The organism is Campylobacter sp. 2018MI01, assembly GCF_018501205.1.
Lineage (GTDB): Bacteria > Campylobacterota > Campylobacteria > Campylobacterales > Campylobacteraceae > Campylobacter_E.
Map to the genome: position 1 here is coordinate 1 of NZ_JAHCZE010000016.1, position 23,429 is coordinate 23,429.

Below are 23,429 nucleotides of genomic sequence, written 5' to 3' on the forward strand. Positions count from 1 at the left end.
CCAAGATGAATTTTTACAAACTAATAAAGCTTTAGTATTTGATGAAGAGATTATTAAAATATGTGATTTTAATAAGACTTTAAGTGAATACAAAAACGCTCAAATAATTGATAAAAGCGAATATATTTTAAGCCCTGTATTGTGCAATTTGCATTCACATTTGGAGTTTTGTCTATCTAAGCTTTATTATGGAGATTTTGCAAAATGGCTTGAGAGCATTATCAAAAATCGTGAAGTAATAAATAAGGATTTATTAAGTAAAGAGATTAATAGACAAATTGAAATTCTAATGCAAAGCGGGGTAGGGTATCTAGGCGAAATTTCAAGTTTTGGAGCAAACCTAGAAATTCTATCAAATAGCAAGATAAAAAGCATTATTTTTCACGAGATTTTAGGTGCTAATGATGAAACTTTAAAAAATAATATTAAGAGTTTTGAAGAGAGATTTTCAAGATTTTCAAACCTTAATAATCATATATCATTGCATAGTCCTTATTCAATTTGTGATAAGACTTATGAATACGCACTTAATTTTGCTAAGAAAAATGATTTATTAATCAGCACACATTTTTTAGAAAGTGCTTATGAAAAGGAGTATTTGCAAGGCAAAAGTAACGCTTTAAGCAATTATTTAGCTAGATTTAATCCTAGTTTAATTACTAAGGATTTTTTAAGTGGATTTGATGATTTAAGAGCTATTTTTACTCATTGTAATTATGTTGATGATTTTAGTATTTTTAAATCTCATCATATAATTACGACTTGTCCTAAATCAAATAGATTTTTAGGCTCTCGTGCAATTAGGCTTAAAAATCTTTTAGCAAATGATTTAAATCTTAGCATAGGCACAGATGGGCTTAGCTCAAATAATAGTTTAAATATGTTTGATGAGCTAAGAGCTTTTATATTTACTCATAATGAATTTGAATTAAACGAATTAGCTTACATAATTTATAAGGCGGCTTGTTTTGATAATTCTCATTTATTTTTAAATGGCTTAAAGCCTTTAAGTAATGGTGCTAAGGCAGATTTTATCTTACTAGATGATTTTGGCTATGATAAGGATAATGTATTAGCTCAAATAATTTTAAGAACGAATAAAATAAAAAATATGTATTTAGATGGAAAGGAAATTATATGAATGTAGTTTTAGCAATGAGTGGTGGGGTTGATAGCTCTTATACAGCTCTTATGCTTAAAGAAAAAGGTTTTAATGTAAGTGGTGTTTATATGAAATTACACAATCGTTTAAACTATCACGAAAAAAATATAGAAAATGGACAAAGAGTGGCTGATTTTTTAGGAATTTCTTATGATATTATTGATTTTACTGATGAATTTAGCAAAGCAGTTTTTAATCCATTTATTAAGACTTATGAAGATGGACTTACTCCAAATCCTTGTGCTTTATGCAATCAAAAAATAAAACTAGGAGCATTATTAGACTATGCTAAAAGCAAAAATGCAAAATTAGCGACAGGACATTATGCTCAAATAGAAAACAATATGCTTAAAAAAGCCGTAGATTTAAGCAAAGACCAAACATATTTTCTAGCAAATGTAAATAAAGAAAGCTTAAATGATGTGCTTTTTCCACTAGGGGATAAATTTAAAAAAGACATAAAAGAACAAGCACTAAAAATCCCTATGTTAAAATCAATCAGCGAACAAAAAGAAAGCTCTGAAATATGTTTTGTAACCACAAATTACACCGATATTTTAAAAGATTATGTAAAAGTTAATCAAAAAGGCTTAGTAAAAAATACTAAGGGCGAAGTTGTAGGAGAGCACGAAGGTTATATGCACTATACTATCGGTAAAAGGCGTGGTTTTAGTGTAAAAGGTGCATTAACTCCACATTATGTATTAGAAATTGATGCGAAAGAAAATGTAATAATAGTAGGTTCAAAAGAAGAATTATTTGTAAAAGAATTTCAATTAAAAAATGTAAATGCTTTTTGTGATTTTGATGAGATTGATTGCAAGGTAAAAATCAGATATAACACTAAAGAAGTGACTTGTAAATTGCTAAAAAATGAAAAAAAGGTTTTATTAGAAGAAAGCGTATATGCTTTAGCAAAAGGACAATTAGCAGTATTTTATCAAGGTGATTTAGTAGTAGCAAGTGGTTTTATAAATTAAGGATAATTAATGAAGAAGGAATTGGTTTTTAATAGAGAATTATCGTGGCTTAAGTTTAATTCAAGGGTGCTTGATCAGTGCAATAAAAAAATACCTTTATTAGAAAAATTAAGATTTATTAGTATATATTGCACGAATTTAGATGAGTTTTATATGATTAGAGTTGCTGGACTTAAGCAACTTTTTGCAGCAGGAGTAGTGCCACAAAATGAACTACCACCATTAGAGCAATTAAACGCTATTCGTGAATATTTACACGCAGAAAAAGACACTTTAGAACAAAATTATTTTTCTATAATGAGCGAATTAGCAAAAGTGGGTGTGGAGCTTAAAACTTATAATGATTTAACAAGAAATCAAAAAGGCAAAGCTAAAGAATATTTCTTTAGCACCATAATGCCAGTAATTGTTCCTATTGCAGTAGATTCAACGCACCCATTTCCACCACTTAATAACCTATCTTTCTCACTAGCTGTTAAGTTAAAAAGCGAAGATGAAAAGCACGATAAATTCGCTATGGTTAGAATTCCTAGAGTATTGCCTAGATTTTTTGAAGCTGATAGGGGGCTTTTCGTTCCTATTGAAAGTGTGGTAAAAGAGCATTTAGAAGATATTTTCCCAGGTTTTACTATGGTAGAAAGTGCAGCTTTTAGAGTAACTAGGAATGCTGATATTATAATTGAGGAAGAAGAAGCAGATGATTTTATGATGCTACTTGAGCAAGGCTTAAAACTTAGAAGAAAAGGTGCTTATGTTAGAATTCAAATTGAAAGCGGTGCTAGTGAAGAGATTAAAAACTTTTTAAGCATACATTTAAAAGTATTTAATAAAGATATTTACGAATACAAAACCCCATTAGCCCTATCATCAATGCTACAAATCGTAAATAATAAGCAATTAAGTCATTTATGCAATGCTTCTTATGTGCCTAAGATTTTGCCACCATTTGATGAGAATGTAAGTATATTTGAAGTAATTGATAAGCAAGATATTTTATGTTATCAGCCTTATGAGAGTTTTGACCCAGTTGCAAGTTTTATCAAAGAAGCTAGCAAAGATTCAAAAGTAATATCAATTAGAATGACCCTATATCGCTTAGAAAAAAACTCGCAAATTATTAAGGCTTTAATGGACGCAGCTAATGATGGAAAGCAAGTTACGGTTATGGTTGAATTAAAGGCTCGTTTTGATGAAGAAAATAACCTTTATTGGGCAAAAGAATTAGAAAACGCAGGAGCTCATGTAGTATATGGAATAGCAGGGTTTAAAGTGCATGCAAAAATTACTCAAGTAATTCGCCAATTAGACGATGGCACGCTTAAATTCTACGCACATTTAGGCACGGGTAATTATAACGCAGCAACTGCTAAAGTATATACTGATATTAGCTTTTTTACATCTAATTTTGATATAGCAAATACTGATATTACAGCGTTTTTTAACATACTTACAGGCTATTGCAAAAATAAACGCTTAAAAACTCTATCAATGAGCCCGTTTCAGATAAAAGAGCAGATTTTAAAAATGATAAAAACTGAAAGCCTAGCAGGTAAAAAGGGTGAAATTATAATGAAGATGAACTCGCTTGTTGATGAAGACATTATAAAAGCACTTTATGAAGCATCAAATAAAGGTGTAAGCATTGATTTAATAGTTCGTGGGATTTGTTGTCTTAAACCAAATCTTAAAGGCTTTAGCGAAAATATAAGAGTAAGAAGTATAGTTGGAAAATATCTTGAACACGCTAGGATTTTTTATTTTAAACACGCAACTCCGCAATATTATATAAGCAGTGCTGATATGATGCCAAGAAATCTTGAGCGTAGGCTTGAACTAATGACACCTATATTAAATGAGAGTTTGCACGCTAAATTAGCAGAGATTTTAAGACTTCAATTAAGTGATAATCAATTAGCTTACACGCTTGATGAGAATGGAATTTATACCAAGATAGAAAAAGATGAAAAGGCTCTTGATTCTCAAGAAACTTTTGAAAACTATGTAAGTGGAATTTATAAAAGCTTTAAAAAAGGTCGTGATAAAGCAAAAGCCAATCAAATGGCACAAAAATTCTTTAGAGAGAATTAAATATTTTAGGAATTTAAATTCCTAAAATATATTTTTACTAAAATTTATAAAAATTAATTTTATTTTAAGTTTAAAATATTATTATTGACAGATTTTTTTGAACTTCACTTATACAATCCCCTTTATTTAAAATTGTTTTCTAATGGCGGTTAGGCCTTACTCTCGTGGGAGAAGGACAATGCGTGATTATTTAACAACTAAAAATCTTAGCAATGATGATTTTTATACGCTTATAAAAAAAGCTTTGTATTACAAACAACACGATGGCTTTTTTAAAAATTATGAAAATCAAATCATAGCTAATTTATTTTTTGAAGATTCTACAAGAACAAGGACAAGTTTTGAAGTTGCTGAGCTTAAGCTTGGCTTTAGAGTGCTTAATTTTTCTGCTAGTAGTTCAAGTGTAAATAAAGGCGAGAGTTTATATGATACTTGTAAGACTTTTGAAAGTCTTGGAACTAGCGTTTTAGTAATTAGACATAAACAAAATAATTATTTTGATGATTTAGTAGGACTTAATGCTAAAGTGGTTAATGCAGGTGATGGAAGTGGAGCACACCCATCTCAATGTTTGCTTGATTTAGTAACGATTTATGAGCATTTTAATACTTTTAATGGTTTAAAAATAGCAATAGTTGGAGATATAAAAAATTCTCGTGTAGCAAAATCAAATAAAGATGCGCTTGAAAGACTTGGAGCTAAAGTATTTTTAGCTGCACCTCCTATTTATCAAGATAATTCTTATAATGAATACTATAAATTAGATGAAATTATAGATGAGGTTGATGTTTGTATGCTTTTACGCATTCAACACGAAAGACACGATAAAAACGAATTAGATTTAGAAAAATATAGAAAATCTTTCGCACTTACAACTAATAATTATAAAAGATTAAAAAATGATGCAATCATAATGCACCCAGCCCCAATTAATCGTGGAGTAGAGATTGATAGTTGCTTGGTTGAATGTGAAAAATCAAAGATTTTTACCCAAATGAGTAATGGTGTATTTGCTAGAATGGCAATACTTGATTATGTATATGAAAGGATTTAAAATGCTTCTTAAAAATTGTAATGCATTTATAGATAATAAATTTGTTAAAACTGATATTTTAATTGAAGGTAAAAAAATAGTAAAAATAGCTCCTAATATTGATTATAGTGGAGAAATAATTGATGTTAAAGGTAAGCTTGTTAGTGCGGGTTTTGTTGATATTCATCAGCATTTAAGAGAGCCAGGATATTCACATAAAGAGAGTATAAAAACAGGCTCAATGGCGAATGCAAAAGGTGGAATTACTACAGCTTGTGCTATGCCAAATCTAAAACCTGTGCCTGATACTTTAGAGAATTTAAAACTTGAATTAGATTTAATTCAAAAAGATTCTTGTATGAAAGTTCTTCCTTATGGAGCTATTACTATGGAAGAAAAAGGTCAAAGCTTAGTTAATTTTAGCCAATTAGCTCCTTTTGTTTTTGCGTTTAGCGATGATGGAAGAGGTGTTGCAAATGCAAAAATTATGAAAGATGCAATGAAAGAATGTGCGAAATTAAATAAATATGTAATTGCACATTGCGAAGATTTAGACCTAGTTGAAGGCGGTCATATGCACGATGGAGTTCAGTCTAAAAAATTAGGAATTAAAGGAATTTCAAGTTCAAGCGAGAGCGTGCAAGTTGCAAGAGATATGCTGCTTTGTAAAGAATGCAATTCAAATTATCATGTATGCCATATAAGTGCTAAAGAAAGTGTTGCGATGGTTGAGTTTGGCAAAAAACTTGGAGTAAATATAAGTTGCGAAGTAACTCCACATCATTTAATTTCTTGTGATGAAGATATTAAAGAAGATAATGGAATGTGGAAGATGAACCCGCCTTTAAGAAGCAAAGCTGATAGAGATTATTTAATAAATGCTTTAAATGAAGGCATAATTGAAGTAATAGCAACAGATCATGCACCACATTCAAAAGACGAAAAGCAAGGTGGATTTAATAAGGCTTATTTTGGAATTATAGGAAGTGAGTTTGCGTTTTCATTGCTTTATACAAAATTAGTAAAAACTAATTTAGTAAAACTTGAAACAATTCTAAACGCTTTTAGCACTAATCCTAAAAAAATATTTAATTTAGAAAATGCAGGGGAGCTTAAAGTTGGTTCGATAGCTGATATTGTAGTAATTAATTTAGATAAAACTTGGGAATTAAAAGAAGATGAAATTGTTAGTTTAGGCAAGAATACGCCTTATTTAGGAAGTGTATTAAGCTCAAAAGTAGAGCTTACAATTTGTGATGGAAAAATTATTTTTAAAGGAGAATAAAATGCAAGATGTAAATAAAATTTTAGTTATAGGAAGTGGTCCTATTATAATTGGTCAAGCAGCAGAGTTTGATTATGCAGGAACTCAAGCTTGTTTATCACTTAAAGAAGAAGGTAAATATGTAATATTAATCAATTCAAACCCAGCTACTATTATGACTGATAAAAATATTGCTGATGAGATTTATATAGAGCCAATTACTTTAGAATTTGTAACAAAGGTTATTAAAAAAACTCGCCCTGATGCAATCTTGGCTACCTTAGGCGGACAAGTTGCTTTAAATATGGCAATAGAATTAGATAAAGCAGGGATTTTAAAAGAATATAATATAAAGGTATTAGGTTCTAGCTTAGATACTATTAATAAGGCTGAAGATAGAGAATTATTTAGAGCATTAATGAATGAATTAAATGAACCTGTTCCACCAAGTGTTATTGTAAATAATACAAAGAGTGCAATTTCTTTTGCTAATGAATGTGGTTATCCTGTTGTTGTTCGTCCAGCATTTACTATGGGTGGAACTGGTGGCGGAATTTGTGAAAATGAAGCTGAACTTAAAAAAATAGCTAGCGAAGGCTTAATTTATTCTCCTACTAGACAATGTTTAATTGAAAAATCAATAGCAGGATTTATAGAACTTGAATATGAAGTTATAAGAGATAGAGCTGATAATGCTATATTAATTTGCGATATGGAAAATATTGACCCTGTTGGAATTCATACGGGTGATTCATTGGTTGTTGCACCAACTCAAACACTTGAGCCAAAAATCAAACAACAAATGATAGATGTTGCTATTAAATTAATAAGAGCATTAAAAATTGAAGGTGGTTGTAATGTTCAAATAGCTTTAAACCCAATTACAAAAGAATATTTTATTATTGAAGTAAATCCTAGAGTTTCACGCTCAAGTGCTTTAGCTAGTAAAGCAACTTCATTTCCTATAGCAAAAATCGCAGCAAAAATCGCAATAGGCAAAACTTTAGATGAGATTAAAAACGAAGCAAGTGGTTTAAGCTATCTTGAGTATAAACCAAATCTTGATTACATAGTTACTAAAGCTCCTAGATTTGCATTTGATAAGTTTAAAGATGCTAATCGTTATTTAGGCACTCAAATGAAAGCAACGGGTGAAGTAATGGGCTTAGGAACTAGCCTAGCTGAAAGTATTTTAAAAGCTATTAAATCACTTGAATATGGAATTTGTCATCTAGGTCTTAAAAACGGCGAAACATACACAGATGAAAAAATCAAAAAGCGTTTAATTAAAGCTGGAGATGAAAGAATATTTTTCATAGGAGAAGCTTTAAGGCGTGGAATTAGTGTTGATGAGATTATGAATCTTACTAAAATGCAAAGATTATTTATAGATACATTTAAGCAAATCATTGACACAGAACACGAATTAAAAGAGAAAAAATTTGATATTCAAGCACTTACAAAAGCTAAGCAAATAGGACTAGCTGATAAAATTATCGCACATCGTTGGGAATGCAAGCAAAAAGAAGTGTATGAATTAAGAGCTAAAAACAATATAAGACCTATTTATAAATGCGTTCAGCCGATGGATTATAAAAATCTAATTCCAAGTTTTTATTCAACTTATAATAAAGAATTTAAAGACACAAATGAAATTAGCAATAAGCAAAAAATAATAGTTTTAGGAAGTGGTCCTATTAGAATTGGTCAAGGAATTGAGTTTGATTATTCTAGCGTGCATGCTATTTGGGCTATTAAAGAAATGGGCTATGAAGCAATAATAATTAATAACAATCCTGAAACATTATCAACTGATTATAGCGTAGCTAATAAGCTTTATTTTGAGCCTTTAAGCAATGAAGAAGTTTTAGAAATTATTAATATTGAAAAACCTTTAGGAGTAATTGTTAGTTTTGGTGGTCAAACTGCTATTAATTTAGCTGAGTTTTTAGAAGCAAATGGAGTTAAGATTTTAGGCACAAGTTTAGATAGCATAAATACTGCTGAAGATAGAAAATTATTTGAAAAATTAATGAGTGATTTAGGCTTAAATCAGCCTAAAGGAATTACTGCAATTAGTGTTGATGAAGCTATTAAAAATGCTAATTTAATAGGCTATCCTGTATTAGTTCGTCCATCGTTTGTTTTAGGTGGTAGAGCTATGCAAGTTGTATTTAACGATGAAGAACTTAAAAAATATATGCAAGAAGCAACAGAAGTAAGCCTTGATAAACCTATATTAATTGATAAATATTTATGTGGAAAAGAGCTTGAAGTAGATGCTATTTGTGATGGAGAAAATGTTTATATACCAAGTATTTTAGAGCATATTGAAAGAGCAGGTGTGCATAGTGGAGATAGCACAGCAATAACTCCAAGCGTTAGTATAAGTGATGAGGTAAAAGAAGAAATTATTAATTACACTAAAAAACTTGCACTTGCTTTAAAGATTAAAGGGCTTTTAAATATACAATTTGTATATTTTGAAAACAAGCTTTATGTATTAGAAGTAAATCCAAGAGCTTCAAGAACATTGCCGTTTTTAAGTAAAGTAATTAATAAAAACCTAGCAAATATAGCTTTAAAAGCTGCTTTAGGAATAAGCTTAAAAGAGCAAGGAATTACTAAAGAATTTGAAGAAATACAAGGAATGTATTATGTAAAAGTTCCTGTATTTAGCTTCTCAAAATTATCTTTAGTGGATACAGTTTTAGGGCCTGAGATGAAAAGCACTGGAGAAGTTATGGGAACTAGCACAAGTGCAAACAAAGCACTTTATAAAGGTCTTGTTGCAAGTGGCGTTAGGATAGAAGAATTTGGCGGAGTATTATTTAGTATTGATGATAAAAATAAGGCTGATTCACTTGAGCTTGCTCGTGGATTTATGAACTTAGGTTATAAAATCTTAGCTACTAAAAATACAGCAATTTATTTTAATAATCACGGAATTAATGCAATTAGTGTTAATAAATTAGGCGATGAAGATGACATAATTTCAAAAATTGTTAATGGAGAAATTACATTAGTAATTAATACCCCAAGAGATGCAAAAAATAGCCTTAGTGATGGATTTAAAATAAGACGCGCAGCAAGTGAGAGTAAGGTTGCAAGCTTTACAAATCTTGATATTGCAAAAGCTTATTTAAAGGCTTTAGAAGAAATATCATTAAGCGTGTATTCTTTATAATTTTTAAGAATTTAAACTCATTTTTTGAGTTTAAATTCCTTTTTAATTTTAGTATAAAATAAATATTTTTTAAACTCCTAATCAAGAATGATTATTGCTTAGTCTATGTATTAAATAAAAAAAGTTAAGATTTAAATAAAAATATTTTAAGGAAAACAATGTTATTTACAAGAGCTAGTGAATATGCTTTAATTAGTTTAATTTACATTGCAAAACATAAAAGTCCAATAGATGTAGATACTTTAGCAAGTGAATTAAATATACCAAGAAGCTTTTTAGCAAAAATATTACAAAATTTAGCAAGAGCGCATATTTTAAAATCTTATAAAGGTATTAATGGTGGTTTTATTCTGGCAAAAGAACCAAATTTAATAAATATAAAAGATGTCATAATATCTGCTGAAAAAAAAGAGCCTTTAGTTTTTGAATGCACAGGAGATGATAAGTGTCCTAGTAATAGGCACGATACTTGTAAAATATATCCTATAATTACCAACTTACAAGATAAAATAAATTCTTTTTTAACTGATATTACCTTAGAGCAGATTTTAAAATAATGGCAAAACAAAAAAATACTATGCTAAGCCTAGTAGCTCCTTATTTAGAGCCACTTGTAAAATTTAAAAGTCTTTCTATGGTAGGTTTAATAGTTGCTATTTTAGCAATTATTATCGTTCCTTTACCATCTGGAATACTTGATTTTTGCTTAGCACTTAGTATTGCTATATCGGTTTTGATGATTTTAATAGCTATGTATATTCCAAAACCGACTGATTTGACTACTTTTCCAACATTAATTTTAATAATTACTCTTTTTAGACTAAGCCTTAATATCGCAACCACTAGAATGATTTTAAGCAAAGGGCATGAAGGTCCTGCTGCGGTTAGTGATATAATTGCTAGTTTTGGAGAATTTGTTGTAGGCGGAAACTATGTAATAGGGGTTGTTGTATTTTGTATCTTAGTATTAATTAATTTTATGGTTGTTACAAAGGGTTCAACTCGTGTTAGTGAAGTTCAAGCTAGATTTACGCTAGATGCAATGCCAGGAAAACAAATGGCAATTGATGCTGATTTAAATGCAGGACTTATTACAGAAGAACAAGCTAGAGAAAGGCGTCAAGAAATAATAGGCGAAGCGAACTTTTATGGAGCTATGGATGGTTCTTCTAAATTTATTAAAGGTGATGCAGTTGCAGGTATAATCATCACTATTATTAATATAGTTGGCGGACTTTTAATAGGTATGTTTCAGCACGATTTAGAATTAAATGCTGCTGCTTCTAGTTATACTATTTTAACTATAGGAGATGGACTTGTATCTCAAATCCCAGGATTAATCACTTCAACAGCAACAGCTATAATTATTACTCGTGCAAGTAAAGAAGAAAAACCATTTGCTGAAAAATCTTTAGAGCAATTATTTGGAGATTATAAAACTTTATTTATAGTTGGATTTATTTTGTTCGTATTTGCTTTAGTTCCTGGTCTTCCTACTATTTCACTAGGTTTTATGGCTTTTGTATTTGGTGGGCTTGGCTTTTTACTTATGAAGACTAAAGATGAAGATTTATTAAGTCCTAAACCAAAGCAAAAAGGAGCAGCTCAACAGCCAAACACAAGTGGAGCAGCACCAGCTCAAAGCACAACACCACCTAGAAAAAGTGAAGCTGAAATTGCAGCAGAGCGTAAAAAGAAAAACGAAGAAAGCTTAAATCTTGAAATGCTTGAATTACAAATCGGATATTCTTTAGTAAAAGTTGCTGAAAGTGATTTAATAGATAGAATTCCAACAATGCGTCAAACAATAGCTAAAAATCTAGGCTTTTTAATGCAAGATATTAGAATAATTGACAATATTCAGTTAGACCCTAATGAATATGATTTTAGAATTAAAGGAATTTCAATTGCAAAAAATATTATATATCCTGATAAATTTTTAGCAATTGATAATGGTTTTGATGAAACCGATGAAATAGAAGGAATAGAAGTAATAGAACCTGCTTTTGGTTCAAAAGCTATTTGGATTGACCCAAGTGAAAAAAATAAAGCTACAATGAGTGGTTATGTAGTGGTTCATCCTGGTGCAGTAATTAGCACGCATTTAAGTGAATTGGTTAAAGAACACGCAGCCGAACTTTTAACAAGGCAAGAAGTAAATTCTTTATTAGATAGATTAAAGCTTACTCAAAGTGTGTTGGTTGAAGAAGTATTGAAAATCACTTCAATAGGTCTTATACAAAAGGTATTAAAAGAATTATTAAAAGAGCAAATTCCAATAAAAGATATGATAAGTATATTAGAAACAATATCTGATTTAGTGCCTTATACTCAAGATATTGATACAATAACAGATCATGTAAGAGCTAGTCTTAATAGAGTAATTACTAATATGTATTTAGATGATAATAACAAACTACAATTTTATGCACTATCAATGCAAGTGAATAGGCGTTTATTGGAAATGCTAGTAACTAATAAGAACGGCACAACAACCCTAGCAATCAATACAGAGCAAACCCACGCTTTATATACAGCAATTAGCGATAAAGTAAAAGAGCATTATAATATGCATTCAAATACTTTTATATTATTAGTAGAACCTAGTCTTAGAAGAAAGATAAAAGAGATTTGTGAAAGATTTGGGTTAAAACAAGTTGTTGTTCTTGCTTATAGCGAGATTGCAAATAACGCTGATTTTGATAATATAGGTAATGTTGATGCAGCAATTTAGAAAGGAAAATAATGAAAATATATCACCTAAGCCACACTGATTTAGATGGATATGGTTGCCAATATGTGGTAGCTAATTATTTTAAGGATTGTGAATTTTATAATTCTAATTATGGCAAAGAAATTGAAGAAAAATTTGAAGAAATTATGATAAAAGTAGAAGCAAATCCTGATGAATTTGCTCTTATTTTAATAACTGATGTAAATCCTATTGAAAGTGTTTGCGAAGAATTTACTTCTAGGGTTTCAAGGCTAAATCACGCAAAATTATTATTGCTTGACCATCATCAAACAGGCAAAGCTTGTATGGAAAAATATCCTTGGTATTTTTTAGATAGTTCAAGATGTGCTACTAAGATTACTTATGATTTTTTTAGCAAAATTTTTGGAGAAAATAAAGAGCTAAGCCTAATGGTAGATATTATAAATAGCATTGATATTTGGCTAAGTGATAGCAAATATTTTGAATTAGGCAAAATCTTAATGCAAATAATTGCTAGCAGTAAGGAGATAAATAGAACTATGTTTGCTAAGCAAAATCACGCTTATATGTTCTTTTTATTAAACAAAGCTAGAGAATATTTTCATCTTGAAAATCCAAATATTGCTTTAGAAGATGCAACTCATAGTATTAAAAAAGAGTTTTTTAAAAATGACAAAAACGATACTTTGTGTAATTTAATAAGCGATTATTTAGTAAGGATTTTAAGCGAAAATAAGCAAGATTATACGATTTATTATAAAGATAAAAAAGGCTTATTAGTCTATGATATAGGAAATGTTAGCGTTATAGGAAATGATTTTTTAGTCAAAAATCCTGAATATGATTTCTTTTTAGAAATTAATCCTGGCAAGAAAATCTCTCTTAGGGCTAATAATAAAATTGATGTTAGCTTATTTGCAAAAACGGCTTTTAATGGTGGCGGTCACGCAAATGCTAGTGGTGGGATATTTACAAGTTATAAAGATAGTAGTATATATTCTAAGATTTACGAACAAACTAAAACTTATTTGGAGAAATTTAATGAAAAATGAAGAAATTGAAGATTTAATGTATGAGATTGCTTTAATGCACAAAGCTGCTTTGTATTATGCAGGAGTTAAGAAAAATTGCTTAGAAAAGGCTGCATTTACTTATCTTGAGCTAATTGATGAAGCTAAGAGTGAAGATGATTTTGAGCTTATTTTAGAAACTATGGCTTTATTAAAAGACAAACACCCTGAGTTTTTTAACTAAAATATAAATATAATTAGTCTAATTTAAATTCTTAGAATTTAAATTAGAAAGATATTTTATAAGCATTCTAATTATTTAAATTAATCAAAACCTTACCGATTTTATTGTTATTTTTTACACTTTTTAAAGCTTGGTTTATATCATTTAGGCTAAAAATCTCACCGACTGATGGGCGGTATTTTATATTATCTAGCATAGAAGATATTTGCTTAAGTTCTTCGCCGTTTTTATTAACAAACATAAAATGATACTCACAGCCTACTTTTTTAGCGGCATTGTTTAGTTTAAGTCCTGCAAAATAAAATAAAATCTGCTTTAGTTTTGAAAGCTTCAAGCTTTTAGCAAATTTCGTATCAGGCATACCCTTTAAAGATACTAGCTTTCCGCCTTTATTTAGGATTTTAAACTGCTTAAAAGTTTCATTTCCACCAATGCAATCTATTACAAAATCTACTTTAATTTTTGTATAATCATCGTTTTTTGTAAAATACTCGCAAACACCTAATTCTAAGGCTTTTTGCTTAAAATTAGCATTTCCGCTAGCATATATTTTAAATTCTTTTGCAAGTGGCAAAGCAAGATTTCCAAAACTCCCACTAGCTCCAGAAATAAATATTGAGTTTTCATTTTTAGCATTCATTAATTTAATAGCTTGTAAAAATGTTAAAGAGGCTAGTGGCACGCAAGCTGCTTCATCATCTTTTAAATATTCAGGCACTTTTGCTATATACTTATGATTTATCGCTACATATTCAGCAAATGCTTTTTCACACATTGCATAAACTCTATCCCCAACTTTAAATTCTTTTACATTTTTACCTATGCTAGTTATAACTCCTACTAATTCATTACCTAAAATTAGTGGTAATTTATAAGGAGTTATTATATTTATTGCGCCATCTTTTATAAGATTATCTAGTGGATTTACGGCTGCATAAGTTACTTTAATTAAAGCTTCATCATCTGTTATTTTTGGAATATCAATTTCTTTTATTTCTAAATCACTTTTAAAATTATTTAAAACTGCTGCTTTCATAATTTTCCTTTAAATTTAATTATTTTTTTATGCAATTATATATACATAGCCATTAAAATCTTGCATTACAAATTCTTTTATTTCATAGCTACCTTTAGATTTGCTAGAAACAAAAACTCTTCTTTAATCCTATTTATATCTTGTAGCCTAATCTAGACATTTTCACTTGAAAAAAAGTTTTTTAATCTCTTATTTTTGTTCTATGCAAAACCCAAGCTTTTCATAAAACAAAATTGATTTATTTACGCTCGTTACAAATAAAAATGTTTTTGTGTTTTTAACACACTTTTTATAAAGCTAATTTTATTTTTAACTAAGCAAAAATATTCTTACTTAGTTAAATTTATATATAGCAATTACATTAAATCACTATTTTTTATATAGAATAATTAAATCTATTTATTTAAGTTGCATAGCATTCTCACAACCTATATTGTTGCCTAAATCACAAGCTTTATTGAAAAAATGTTTAGCTATTTGAGTATCTTGCTTTATACCTTGTCCTTTAAAATACATAAACCCTAAATTGATACAACCTATTGCATTATTTTTCTCACAAGCTTTATGATAGAATATTACAGCCTTAACAAAATCTTGTTTTTCACCTTCGCCTTTTTGGTATAAAGTTCCTAAATTACTACAAGCACTCGCATAATTTTTATCACAAGCTTTTGTATAAAATTGAATTGCTTTTGTATAATCTTGCTTTACACCCACTCCAACATTATATAAAAATCCCAAATTATAACAGCTAACAGCATACTCATCACTACAAGTTTTAGTATAAAGCTTTACTGCTTTTGCATAGTCTTGTTTTGTGCCATTTCCGCTAACATATAAACCAGCTAAATTATTACAACTATAAATAAACCCACCTTCGCAAGATTTTTTATAAAGATTAAATGCTTTAGTGTAATCTTGCTCTACTCCTTGTGCGTTTTCATATAAAACTCCTAAATGATAGCAAGCTTCAAAATCTTCATCATTACAAGCTTTTGTAGCTAGTTGTGCAGCCTTTTGATAACCATAATTATCTTTATAATTAGAACCTAAGAGAACGCAAGCAATGTAATCATCTTGATCGCATTTGATTTTTTCTAGCATATTTGTTTTAGAACAACCGATAATGCAAATGCTTAAAAGTATAAAACACAATAACTTTTTCAATTTATCTCCTTTTTCGGAAGTAAATTATACTAATTTGTCATTTTAAATTATTATTTTAAGCATTTATTATTTTGTTTAGAATTTGATTTTCGTATTCTTTTAGGTATTTTTGCGTATTGCTTTTTTTATAAAAATCATAACAAGCAAAGGTTTTAAGCACACTTGTTTTAGCTGATTGGTTTGCTTTATGAGAGCTTACACTTAGCTAATCAGTTTAAACCATGTAAGAAAAATCTATTTTAGTTTTGAAAGCTTTAAGTCTTATCTAACTTTAAAAAATACTAGCAAACGCCTAATTCTAAAGCTTTTTTAAAATTTTTATACAACTTATTTTATGTTACTTAACTAGCATTTTATACTTAATAAGGACTTATTAAAAATCTATGTTTTAAATTCTTTTACTTTTATCTAAGTTAGTTATAAAATTAAAAGATTATTTAGTGGATAAAGTCTTATAGTTTATTTTATAAATTCTTTATCCACTAGAATTTAAATATTAATTTTTTAGCTAATTTTTGATAATTCCTTTATTTTCTCTATAGCTTCATTATTTAAACCAAATCTTCTTGAATACTTATTCACACAAGAATCATCTAAAAATTCTAAAACTATTTCTTTTGCACTTACATTTTGACTTAAATTTTCTTTAATCAATCTTGTGATTTCTTGCAAAATCTCTGCACTGATATTTAATAAATCAATTTGTATGAATTCTCCTTCAAAGGCTTTTGGGTTTTGCGTGAATTCTTCTTTATTTTCTTTAGAATACTGCCTTCTTGGTTTTGCTATTCGTTTTTCAAATACCACATAACCTAATGAGTTTTTATTCTCACTTGGCTCTTTTATAAGCTCGTTAGTAATTAAGAAAAAATCATCAATAAATACCCCAACTCCATTCTCATCAGCTCTTAAACTAACTTCAAATCCATATAAATTCTCTTCTTTTTCTTTACTAAAAAACTCATTTTCTAGCTTTTTATACACTTCATCATTAAAGCATAAAATATCAAATTCTCCACCTTCATCAACCACTTTAAGCTTAGCAAAGGCTTTATTTTTTTTGCTTACTTTAAATTCTGCTTCAGTTACTATTCCTAAGCAAAAAGCATTGTAATCTCCATAATCAGCCTTGTTAAAATCGCTACTTTTTAAGTATTCAATATTTTGAGTTAGATGAGAAAATCTTTTAATATCGCCCTTAATTTTCTTACCACCCTTTTTACTAAACACTTCATATCCAAGAGCGTTTTTATCATCAGTATTTACACCTATTTCACTAGCATTTACTTCTATTAAATTATTTAAAAATAAAGTATTTTTTGCATTATCTCTTTTAAGATTTAAAATAAATGCGTAAAGAGATTTTTTGGTTTTTACATCTTGAGCTGCTAGGTTCATTGCTTTATATTTTGATGCTAAAACATCTATTAAATCAGGGTTAAAACATAAAATATTAAAATTTGAATAATAATCAAGCGCTTTAATATTTGCATAGCTTTTACCGCTTTTGCTTTGTTTAAAATCAACTTCTTCAATAATTCCTAAGCAAAATGCTTGATATTCCCCATCATCTAAATTCTCAAAATCACTACTTTTATAATGCTCAATTGATTTAATTTCTTTTTTAAACTCATCTAGCGGGTGTGAGCCAAGATATATTCCTAAATATTCTTTATCAAACTCGGCTAATTCTGCTACGCTAAATTCTTCTTGGTTTGTAATATCAATACTACTATGATATTCTGTTTCAAATTGAGAAAATAAACTCTCTTGCAATCTTTTATCATGCTCTTTTTTTGCTTTAAACTCATTAATAATATAATCAATTGCATTTAAAGCACTTTTTCTATTAATCCCAATACATTCAAAACAACCAGTCTTAGCTAAAGCTTCTAAACCTTTTTTATTCATATAAGCAGCATCAGCCCTTGCAATAAAGTCTTTCATATCGCTAAATGGCTTATTTGCTCTAGCTTTTGCAAGTCCTTCAGCACTAGGAATTCCAAAGCTCTTAATTGAGCCAAGCCCATAGACAATAGCAGCTTTTCCATCTTTTATAGTAACGTTAAATTCCCTTGTGCCATCGTTTATATTAGGTGGTAAAAGCTCTATTCCTAATCTATCTAGCTCATCTTTATATTTTTCAATTTTTTCAACTTTTCCTTCTTCGCTAGTTAGTAATGCTGCCATAAATTCTGTTTCATAATATTTTTTAAGATAAGCCGTCTGAAAGGCTACTAGAGCATAGGCTGCTGAGTGAGATTTGTTAAAGCCGTATTCAGCAAATTTTAAGATAAGCTCCCATAAATCATCAGCCTTTTTCTCATCAAAGCCTTGTTTTATAGCACCTTCTAGGTATTCTCCTTTTAATTTCACCATTTCTTCAAGCTTTTTCTTACCCATAGCACGACGAACCAAATCAGCTCCACCTAAGCTAAATCCACCAATGGTTTGAACTACTTGCATAACTTGCTCTTGATATACAATAACTCCATAAGTTGGCTCTAAAATTGGCTTTAATTCAGGGAAAGCATATACAGCTGGTTTTCTTCCGTGCTTAATATCTATAAAATCATCAACCATTCCACTATCAAGTGGCCCTGGACGATAAAGTGCTAAAACAGCGATTAAGTCTTCAAAGCAAGTTGGCTTAAGCCTAGCATTTAAATCCTGCATTCCCGAGCTTTCTATTTGGAAAATCCCAAGAGTATTTCCTGTTTGAATTAAATCATAAACGCCTTTATCATTTACATCAATTTTGTTCCAGTCTATATCTATATTATGGCGTTTTTTAATGAGTTTTATAGCATTATCAATAACGGTTAAAGTTTTAAGTCCTAAGAAGTCAAACTTAATCAAATCAACATCTTCAAGATAATCTTTCATATATTGAGTTACTAATGCGTCTGATTTTGGTTGTTTAAATAATGGGGTTTTTTTCCATAATTCTTCGTTTGAAATCACCACTCCAGCAGCGTGCATTCCTGCGTTTCTATTAAGTCCTTCAAGTGCTAATGAATACTCCCAAACCCTAGTTCCGATTTTGCTTTTGCCCCTTACGTCATCAGGGTGGCAAACTATATTTTTATACTCTGCACGATTGTCTAAATCTTCAATGAAAGCCTTAATATCAGGGTTTTTTTCGTAAGCATCTTTTAGAGTGATTTTTAGCTCATCAGGGACTAATTTTGCTAAAGTATCAGCATCTTTTATGCGTAAATCACAAACCCTTGCAACATCACGAATAACACCTTTTGCAAGTAATTTACCAAAGGTAATTACTTGAGCTACGTTATAGCGACCATATTTTTTTACAACATAATCAATTACTTCTTCACGCCTATTTTGACAAAAATCCACATCAATATCAGGCATAGATACACGCTCAGGATTTAAAAAACGCTCAAAAAGTAGATTATAAGGAAGTGGGTCTAAATCAGTTATTTCTAAACAAAACGATACCAATGAACCTGCAGCAGAGCCCCTACCAGGTCCAACAGGAATACCCATATCCTTAGCAGCTTTTATAAAATCATGAACGATTAGCATATAACCACTAAAACGCATATTTTTAATAATATTTATTTCAGTTCTTAAACGCTCTTTATAGGTTTCGTGTTTGCTCTCATCAATATATACTAAACGCTTATTAAGCCCATCCCAACAAAGCCTTTCAAACAATACATCATCATTGCTAAAGCTAAACATATCTTGACTAGGCAATTCTAAGCCGATTTTTTCAGCGTATTCAAGAGCGAATTTAAAATTTGGTGGAGTAGGGTTTCCTAAGTTTAGCTCTAAATTGCATTTATCAACTATTTCTTGAGTATTTTGCACAACTTCAGGCACATCAAGGAATAATTCGTGCATTTCTTCAGCGCTTTTTACATAGATTTCACTCATTGTATGTCTTAAGCCATTGTCTTTTTTGGCTTCATCACTTTCAGGATCAACCCCTACAATATCTCCTGTGCTAATTGCCATAAAGATATTTTGAGCTTGAGCCCTATCTTTATAAGTATAATGCGAATCGTTTGTAGCTATTACTTTTATGCCTAATTCTCTTCCTAATTTAAGTATATTTGTATCTATATTTAATTGAGAATTTATACCCATTCTCATAATTTCAAGATAAAAATCATCTTTAAAAACTTCTTTATACCAAAGTGCGGCTGCTTTTGCACCTTCATAGCCTTTAGCACCCATATCAGCATTTGTTTTTCCATTGCGACGAACTTCTTTATCATTTAAATGCCAATTAATCTCACCTGCAAGACAAGCAGAGCTACAAATTATACCTTCGCTATATTCTTTTAATAATTTTTTATTAATTCTAGGGCGATAATAAAAACCATCTATATGAGCTCTTGAAGTAAGATACATAAGGTTTTCATAGCCTTTTTGATTTTTAGCAAATAAACATATATGCCAACGGCGATTGGTTGCAGTGCTGCTTAAATCATCATCATCGTGCAAGTAGCCTTCAAATCCAATAATAGGCTTAATTCCGTGCTTTTTCATACTTTTATAAAAATGAATTGCTCCAAACATAACCCCGTGATCAGTTATTGCACAAGATTTAAAATTTAACTCTTTTAATCTTTTTGCTAATTCATCAATTTTATTTGCGCCATCTAAAAGCGAATATTCTGTATGTAAATGTAAATGTGTAAAATCCATAATTTATCCTTTAGGGCTATTTTAGTCGTTTTATCTAAAGACTTTTTAAACACAAAATCTATTTTAAATTCTTAATATTTTTATAGAATTTAAAATAATTTTGTATTTAGCTTAAAAGGAATTATTTAAAATATCTAGCATTTTTTTATGATAGGCATTAATTTCTTCTAAATCCCAGCTATTTTTAGAATAGACTTCTAATAATTTTAGACTAATTATTATTTTTTCATTTATGAAATTTTGAAAAATATTTTTCTTTTTATTAAAATCTTTATCGCTAAATTGTGAGTTTTCACTATCACTTATTAGGGCTAAATTGCCTAAGTCATCAATTTTGCTTTTGCTTTGTGGGTAAATATGCTCAACTGAATTAATATCTCTAAAGCGATAATTTGCAATGTAATTTTTATAGTTATTTTTAAAATCAACATCTTGCATTAGATAGTATTCATAGCGTTGTAACCAATAAACAATATTTGGATGATTATAATTTAAATCATCAAGATTGTCGTTTTTTGCTAGATTATCATCTAGGTTTTTTAGTTCTTTAAATAAATCTTCATCACTTTTACAAGTTAGTAAAGTTTCTAAATATTCACTAGGATTTCTAGCTACTCTTAAATAATTTAAAAACAATTCAAGCTTAGCATCCTTTAAATCTCCTAAAAGCTTATAATCTTCGTGAGTTTTTCTAACACTTCTTCTATCAAAAATAATTCTATATTCTTTTAAAGCATTTATTATTTTTATGGCGTTTTCTTTTGTTTGCTCTATTTTTCCCCAAGTATTTTCTAAGAATTTGTTTTTGTTAATTTCTATATTATTTGGAAATAAAATCTTAAAAACATATAAAACAAAAGTAGGGTAATCAATAAGGCTTTCGTATATTTTTATATTATTTTCATGATTTTTGGTATTTAAAATATCATCTATACTAAGAGCTTTGTATTCTGTATTAAAATCAGCTATTTTATCCATTTGCATACATTCATTTAAAATATTTGAATAATAAAAATATTTATCATCATCTTTTAAGAGATTTAGTAAATATGATTTTAAAATATCACTTGGATTTAATTGAATTAAATTGCTATTCATAGTTAAAAAATATTCGCCTAAATTATCATCTAAAATTACTAAATTAATTTTTATATTTTTAAAAAGGTTTTCGTTTAATTTTGACTTATCATTGTCTTTAAAATACTCTTCAAAAGTATTAAAAGCATTGTCTATATTCTCGCCTAAATTATTAAAATCATAATCCCAAATAGCATTTATTATATCTTCTCTTAAAGGCATTTTGAATCTACATTCATTTTCTAAATACGCAAAATTAAAAGCATTTGCAAATTCCCCTTCAGCTTTTTGCATTTTGTTATTTTCATAGCACATATAAGCACATAAGAAAAATATCGTGCTAAGCCTTTGTTGCCCATCAATTATTATTAATTCATTATTTCTTAAGCTAGTTGTAATTGTGCCTATGAAATATTCTTCGTTTGCATTTAAAATATCATCTAAAAGTGTTCTTATTTGCCATGTATCCCACTCGTATAGCCTTTGATAAATCGGTATTACAATGCTTTTATTAATTTCATTTAGACTTATTATTTCACTTTGCATTACTTGCTCCTAAAATATTGTATTTTTTAAACTCATCTTCTAAAAATTCAAGCCTTTGAAATGAACTAATTTGATATTCTTCTAATCTTATTAAATTATCTAATCTTCTTATAAAATTATTTTCACAATTTGAGTTTATGACCATTTTATTAATTCTTCTAAGGTCTGCAACAAGCGAAATATAATCAGTCCTTCCACCTGTAATAACCTTATAATACATTATCCTTACAATCATTCTTACCACCCTATCAAAATCTCCATCAAGAAATTTATCAAGATATACAATAAGTGTAAATTGTGTGTATATATAAGAATAATCATAATATTTGCTTTTTGGATAATTGCTTTTAACAAGTTTATTTAAAAAGCTACTTTTAGCTATCACATCTTTATTTTCATAATGTTTTTTAACCCAAGAAAAAAAGCTAATTCCATTAGCAAAACTTGCATTTATATTGTTTAGATTAGCTCCTGTGCTAAAAGGTGTAATTTTGCAATATTCATCAATAATATCAATAGCCCAAGAATAATAATAAAAATCAAATTTATGCTCATCATCAAATTTTCTAATCATTGCTAAATTTTCTAAGAAAAATTGAAAATAGTTTTTAACCACTTCGTTACTTTCATATATTTTATTACTTTTACCATCTTCAATAAATTCATTATATTTTTTCACATAGTAATTTATCAAATCACTTTGAGAATTTATAACCCAAAAAGCCTTGATTAGGTCGTAATTTTCTAGCTTTTTGCCCTTAGTGTTGATATTATCAAAAAACAAAAACTCATTTTTAGCATCATTCGTGCTAATATAAATAAAATTAATCTTTTCTAACTTTTCGTAAAAATTTGTTTTATTTTTTAGATATTCTTTTAAAAAATCGTAATTTTTCTTTATATTTATATGCGATATTTGATGATAATATTTAGCGTTTTTTAAAAAACTCTCATTATCTTTACCTAAAGCTATCAAAATAAGCTTTATAGTGGTTAGTCTTTGTTGTCCGTCTATTATTTCATAAATTGGTTTATTATCTTCTGTTACTTTGTTAGTTTTGTATAAAACGATAGAGCCGAGTAGTGTTTTATTTTCACTACTTTCAATATCCTTTAAAAGCGTTATTATATGATTTTCATTCCATACATAAGGGCGTTGATAGTCTGGTATAATTAAGTTTTTACCTAAAAGTCCTGCAAAATCAATAATTTTTGAATTTATACTCATTTTCTCTCCTT

15 protein-coding genes are annotated in these 23,429 nt (G+C 28.9%); 10 read left to right on the forward strand and 5 right to left on the reverse strand.

Features of this window, described 5'->3' with window-relative positions:
• From mqnF to KJQ97_RS04095, 10 genes are all read left to right on the forward strand, one after another.
• Positions 1 to 1,141, forward strand: a 1,141-nt coding sequence (gene mqnF / locus KJQ97_RS04050) for an aminofutalosine deaminase family hydrolase (RefSeq protein WP_214120026.1), incomplete at its 5' end; no start/stop codon positions are given.
• Positions 1,138 to 2,142 carry a tRNA 2-thiouridine(34) synthase MnmA gene (gene mnmA / locus KJQ97_RS04055; protein ID WP_214120027.1) on the forward strand — a complete coding sequence of 335 codons (1,005 nt, stop codon included), beginning with the start codon at positions 1,138 to 1,140 and terminating at the stop codon, positions 2,140 to 2,142. The genes mqnF and mnmA, both read left to right, overlap by 4 nt.
• Positions 2,143 to 2,151: 9 nt before the next feature.
• Entirely contained in the window at positions 2,152 to 4,230 is a 2,079-nt protein-coding gene (locus tag KJQ97_RS04060; RefSeq protein WP_214116649.1) for an RNA degradosome polyphosphate kinase, read from the forward strand.
• 178 nt (positions 4,231 to 4,408) lie between these two features.
• Complete coding sequence (locus tag KJQ97_RS04065) at positions 4,409 to 5,284, forward strand: aspartate carbamoyltransferase catalytic subunit (protein ID WP_214120028.1); 876 nt, start codon at positions 4,409 to 4,411, stop codon at positions 5,282 to 5,284.
• A 1-nt stretch (position 5,285) separates the two neighbouring features.
• Entirely contained in the window at positions 5,286 to 6,548 is a 1,263-nt protein-coding gene (locus KJQ97_RS04070) for a dihydroorotase (RefSeq protein WP_214120029.1), read from the forward strand.
• A 1-nt stretch (position 6,549) separates the two neighbouring features.
• A complete protein-coding gene (gene carB / locus KJQ97_RS04075; protein WP_214116655.1) occupies positions 6,550 to 9,714 on the forward strand; it encodes a carbamoyl-phosphate synthase large subunit in 3,165 nt (1,054 codons plus the stop codon).
• Positions 9,715 to 9,872: 158 nt separating this feature from the next.
• A complete protein-coding gene (locus tag KJQ97_RS04080) occupies positions 9,873 to 10,271 on the forward strand; it encodes an Rrf2 family transcriptional regulator (RefSeq protein WP_214116657.1) in 399 nt (132 codons plus the stop codon).
• A complete protein-coding gene (flhA, locus tag KJQ97_RS04085; RefSeq protein ID WP_214116660.1) occupies positions 10,271 to 12,448 on the forward strand; it encodes a flagellar biosynthesis protein FlhA in 2,178 nt (725 codons plus the stop codon). The genes KJQ97_RS04080 and flhA overlap by 1 nt, the downstream gene beginning before the upstream one ends.
• A gap of 11 nt (positions 12,449 to 12,459) precedes the next feature.
• Positions 12,460 to 13,482 carry a DHH family phosphoesterase gene (locus KJQ97_RS04090; protein WP_214120030.1) on the forward strand — a complete coding sequence of 341 codons (1,023 nt, stop codon included), beginning with the start codon at positions 12,460 to 12,462 and terminating at the stop codon, positions 13,480 to 13,482.
• Positions 13,472 to 13,684: a hypothetical protein gene (locus tag KJQ97_RS04095; RefSeq protein WP_214116664.1), complete on the forward strand. Its 213-nt coding sequence runs from the start codon at positions 13,472 to 13,474 to the stop codon at positions 13,682 to 13,684. The genes KJQ97_RS04090 and KJQ97_RS04095 overlap by 11 nt, the downstream gene beginning before the upstream one ends.
• Positions 13,685 to 13,751: 67 nt before the next feature.
• Here the strand turns inward: KJQ97_RS04095 and KJQ97_RS04100 are convergent, their stop codons facing one another.
• From KJQ97_RS04100 to KJQ97_RS04120, 5 genes are all read right to left on the reverse strand, one after another.
• The gene (locus KJQ97_RS04100; protein ID WP_214120031.1) at positions 13,752 to 14,720 is read right to left on the reverse strand and encodes an NADP-dependent oxidoreductase; all 969 of its coding nucleotides are present in this window, start codon (positions 14,718 to 14,720) and stop codon (positions 13,752 to 13,754) included.
• Positions 14,721 to 15,119: 399 nt separating this feature from the next.
• The gene (locus tag KJQ97_RS04105) at positions 15,120 to 15,887 is read right to left on the reverse strand and encodes a tetratricopeptide repeat protein (RefSeq protein WP_214120032.1); all 768 of its coding nucleotides are present in this window, start codon (positions 15,885 to 15,887) and stop codon (positions 15,120 to 15,122) included.
• A 504-nt stretch (positions 15,888 to 16,391) separates the two neighbouring features.
• Positions 16,392 to 20,570, reverse strand: coding sequence for a DNA polymerase III subunit alpha (gene dnaE, locus KJQ97_RS04110; protein WP_214120041.1), 4,179 nt, complete (start codon positions 20,568 to 20,570; stop codon positions 16,392 to 16,394).
• 108 nt (positions 20,571 to 20,678) lie between these two features.
• Positions 20,679 to 22,190 carry a DUF262 domain-containing protein gene (locus KJQ97_RS04115; protein ID WP_214120033.1) on the reverse strand — a complete coding sequence of 504 codons (1,512 nt, stop codon included), beginning with the start codon at positions 22,188 to 22,190 and terminating at the stop codon, positions 20,679 to 20,681.
• Complete coding sequence (locus tag KJQ97_RS04120; protein WP_214120034.1) at positions 22,180 to 23,418, reverse strand: DUF262 domain-containing protein; 1,239 nt, start codon at positions 23,416 to 23,418, stop codon at positions 22,180 to 22,182. Before KJQ97_RS04120 ends, KJQ97_RS04115 begins: the two co-directional genes overlap by 11 nt.
• Between the last annotated feature and the right edge of the window lie 11 nt (positions 23,419 to 23,429).

Coding starts and splice junctions, on each gene's coding strand:
- mnmA (WP_214120027.1), top strand. CDS start 1,138: ATGAATGTAGTTTTAGCAATGAGTGGTGGGGTTGATAGCTCTTATACA.
- KJQ97_RS04060 (WP_214116649.1), top strand. CDS start 2,152: ATGAAGAAGGAATTGGTTTTTAATAGAGAATTATCGTGGCTTAAGTTT.
- KJQ97_RS04065 (WP_214120028.1), top strand. CDS start 4,409: ATGCGTGATTATTTAACAACTAAAAATCTTAGCAATGATGATTTTTAT.
- KJQ97_RS04070 (WP_214120029.1), top strand. CDS start 5,286: ATGCTTCTTAAAAATTGTAATGCATTTATAGATAATAAATTTGTTAAA.
- carB (WP_214116655.1), top strand. CDS start 6,550: ATGCAAGATGTAAATAAAATTTTAGTTATAGGAAGTGGTCCTATTATA.
- KJQ97_RS04080 (WP_214116657.1), top strand. CDS start 9,873: ATGTTATTTACAAGAGCTAGTGAATATGCTTTAATTAGTTTAATTTAC.
- flhA (WP_214116660.1), top strand. CDS start 10,271: ATGGCAAAACAAAAAAATACTATGCTAAGCCTAGTAGCTCCTTATTTA.
- KJQ97_RS04090 (WP_214120030.1), top strand. CDS start 12,460: ATGAAAATATATCACCTAAGCCACACTGATTTAGATGGATATGGTTGC.
- KJQ97_RS04095 (WP_214116664.1), top strand. CDS start 13,472: ATGAAAAATGAAGAAATTGAAGATTTAATGTATGAGATTGCTTTAATG.
- KJQ97_RS04100 (WP_214120031.1), bottom strand. CDS start 14,720: ATGAAAGCAGCAGTTTTAAATAATTTTAAAAGTGATTTAGAAATAAAA.
- KJQ97_RS04115 (WP_214120033.1), bottom strand. CDS start 22,190: ATGCAAAGTGAAATAATAAGTCTAAATGAAATTAATAAAAGCATTGTA.
- KJQ97_RS04120 (WP_214120034.1), bottom strand. CDS start 23,418: ATGAGTATAAATTCAAAAATTATTGATTTTGCAGGACTTTTAGGTAAA.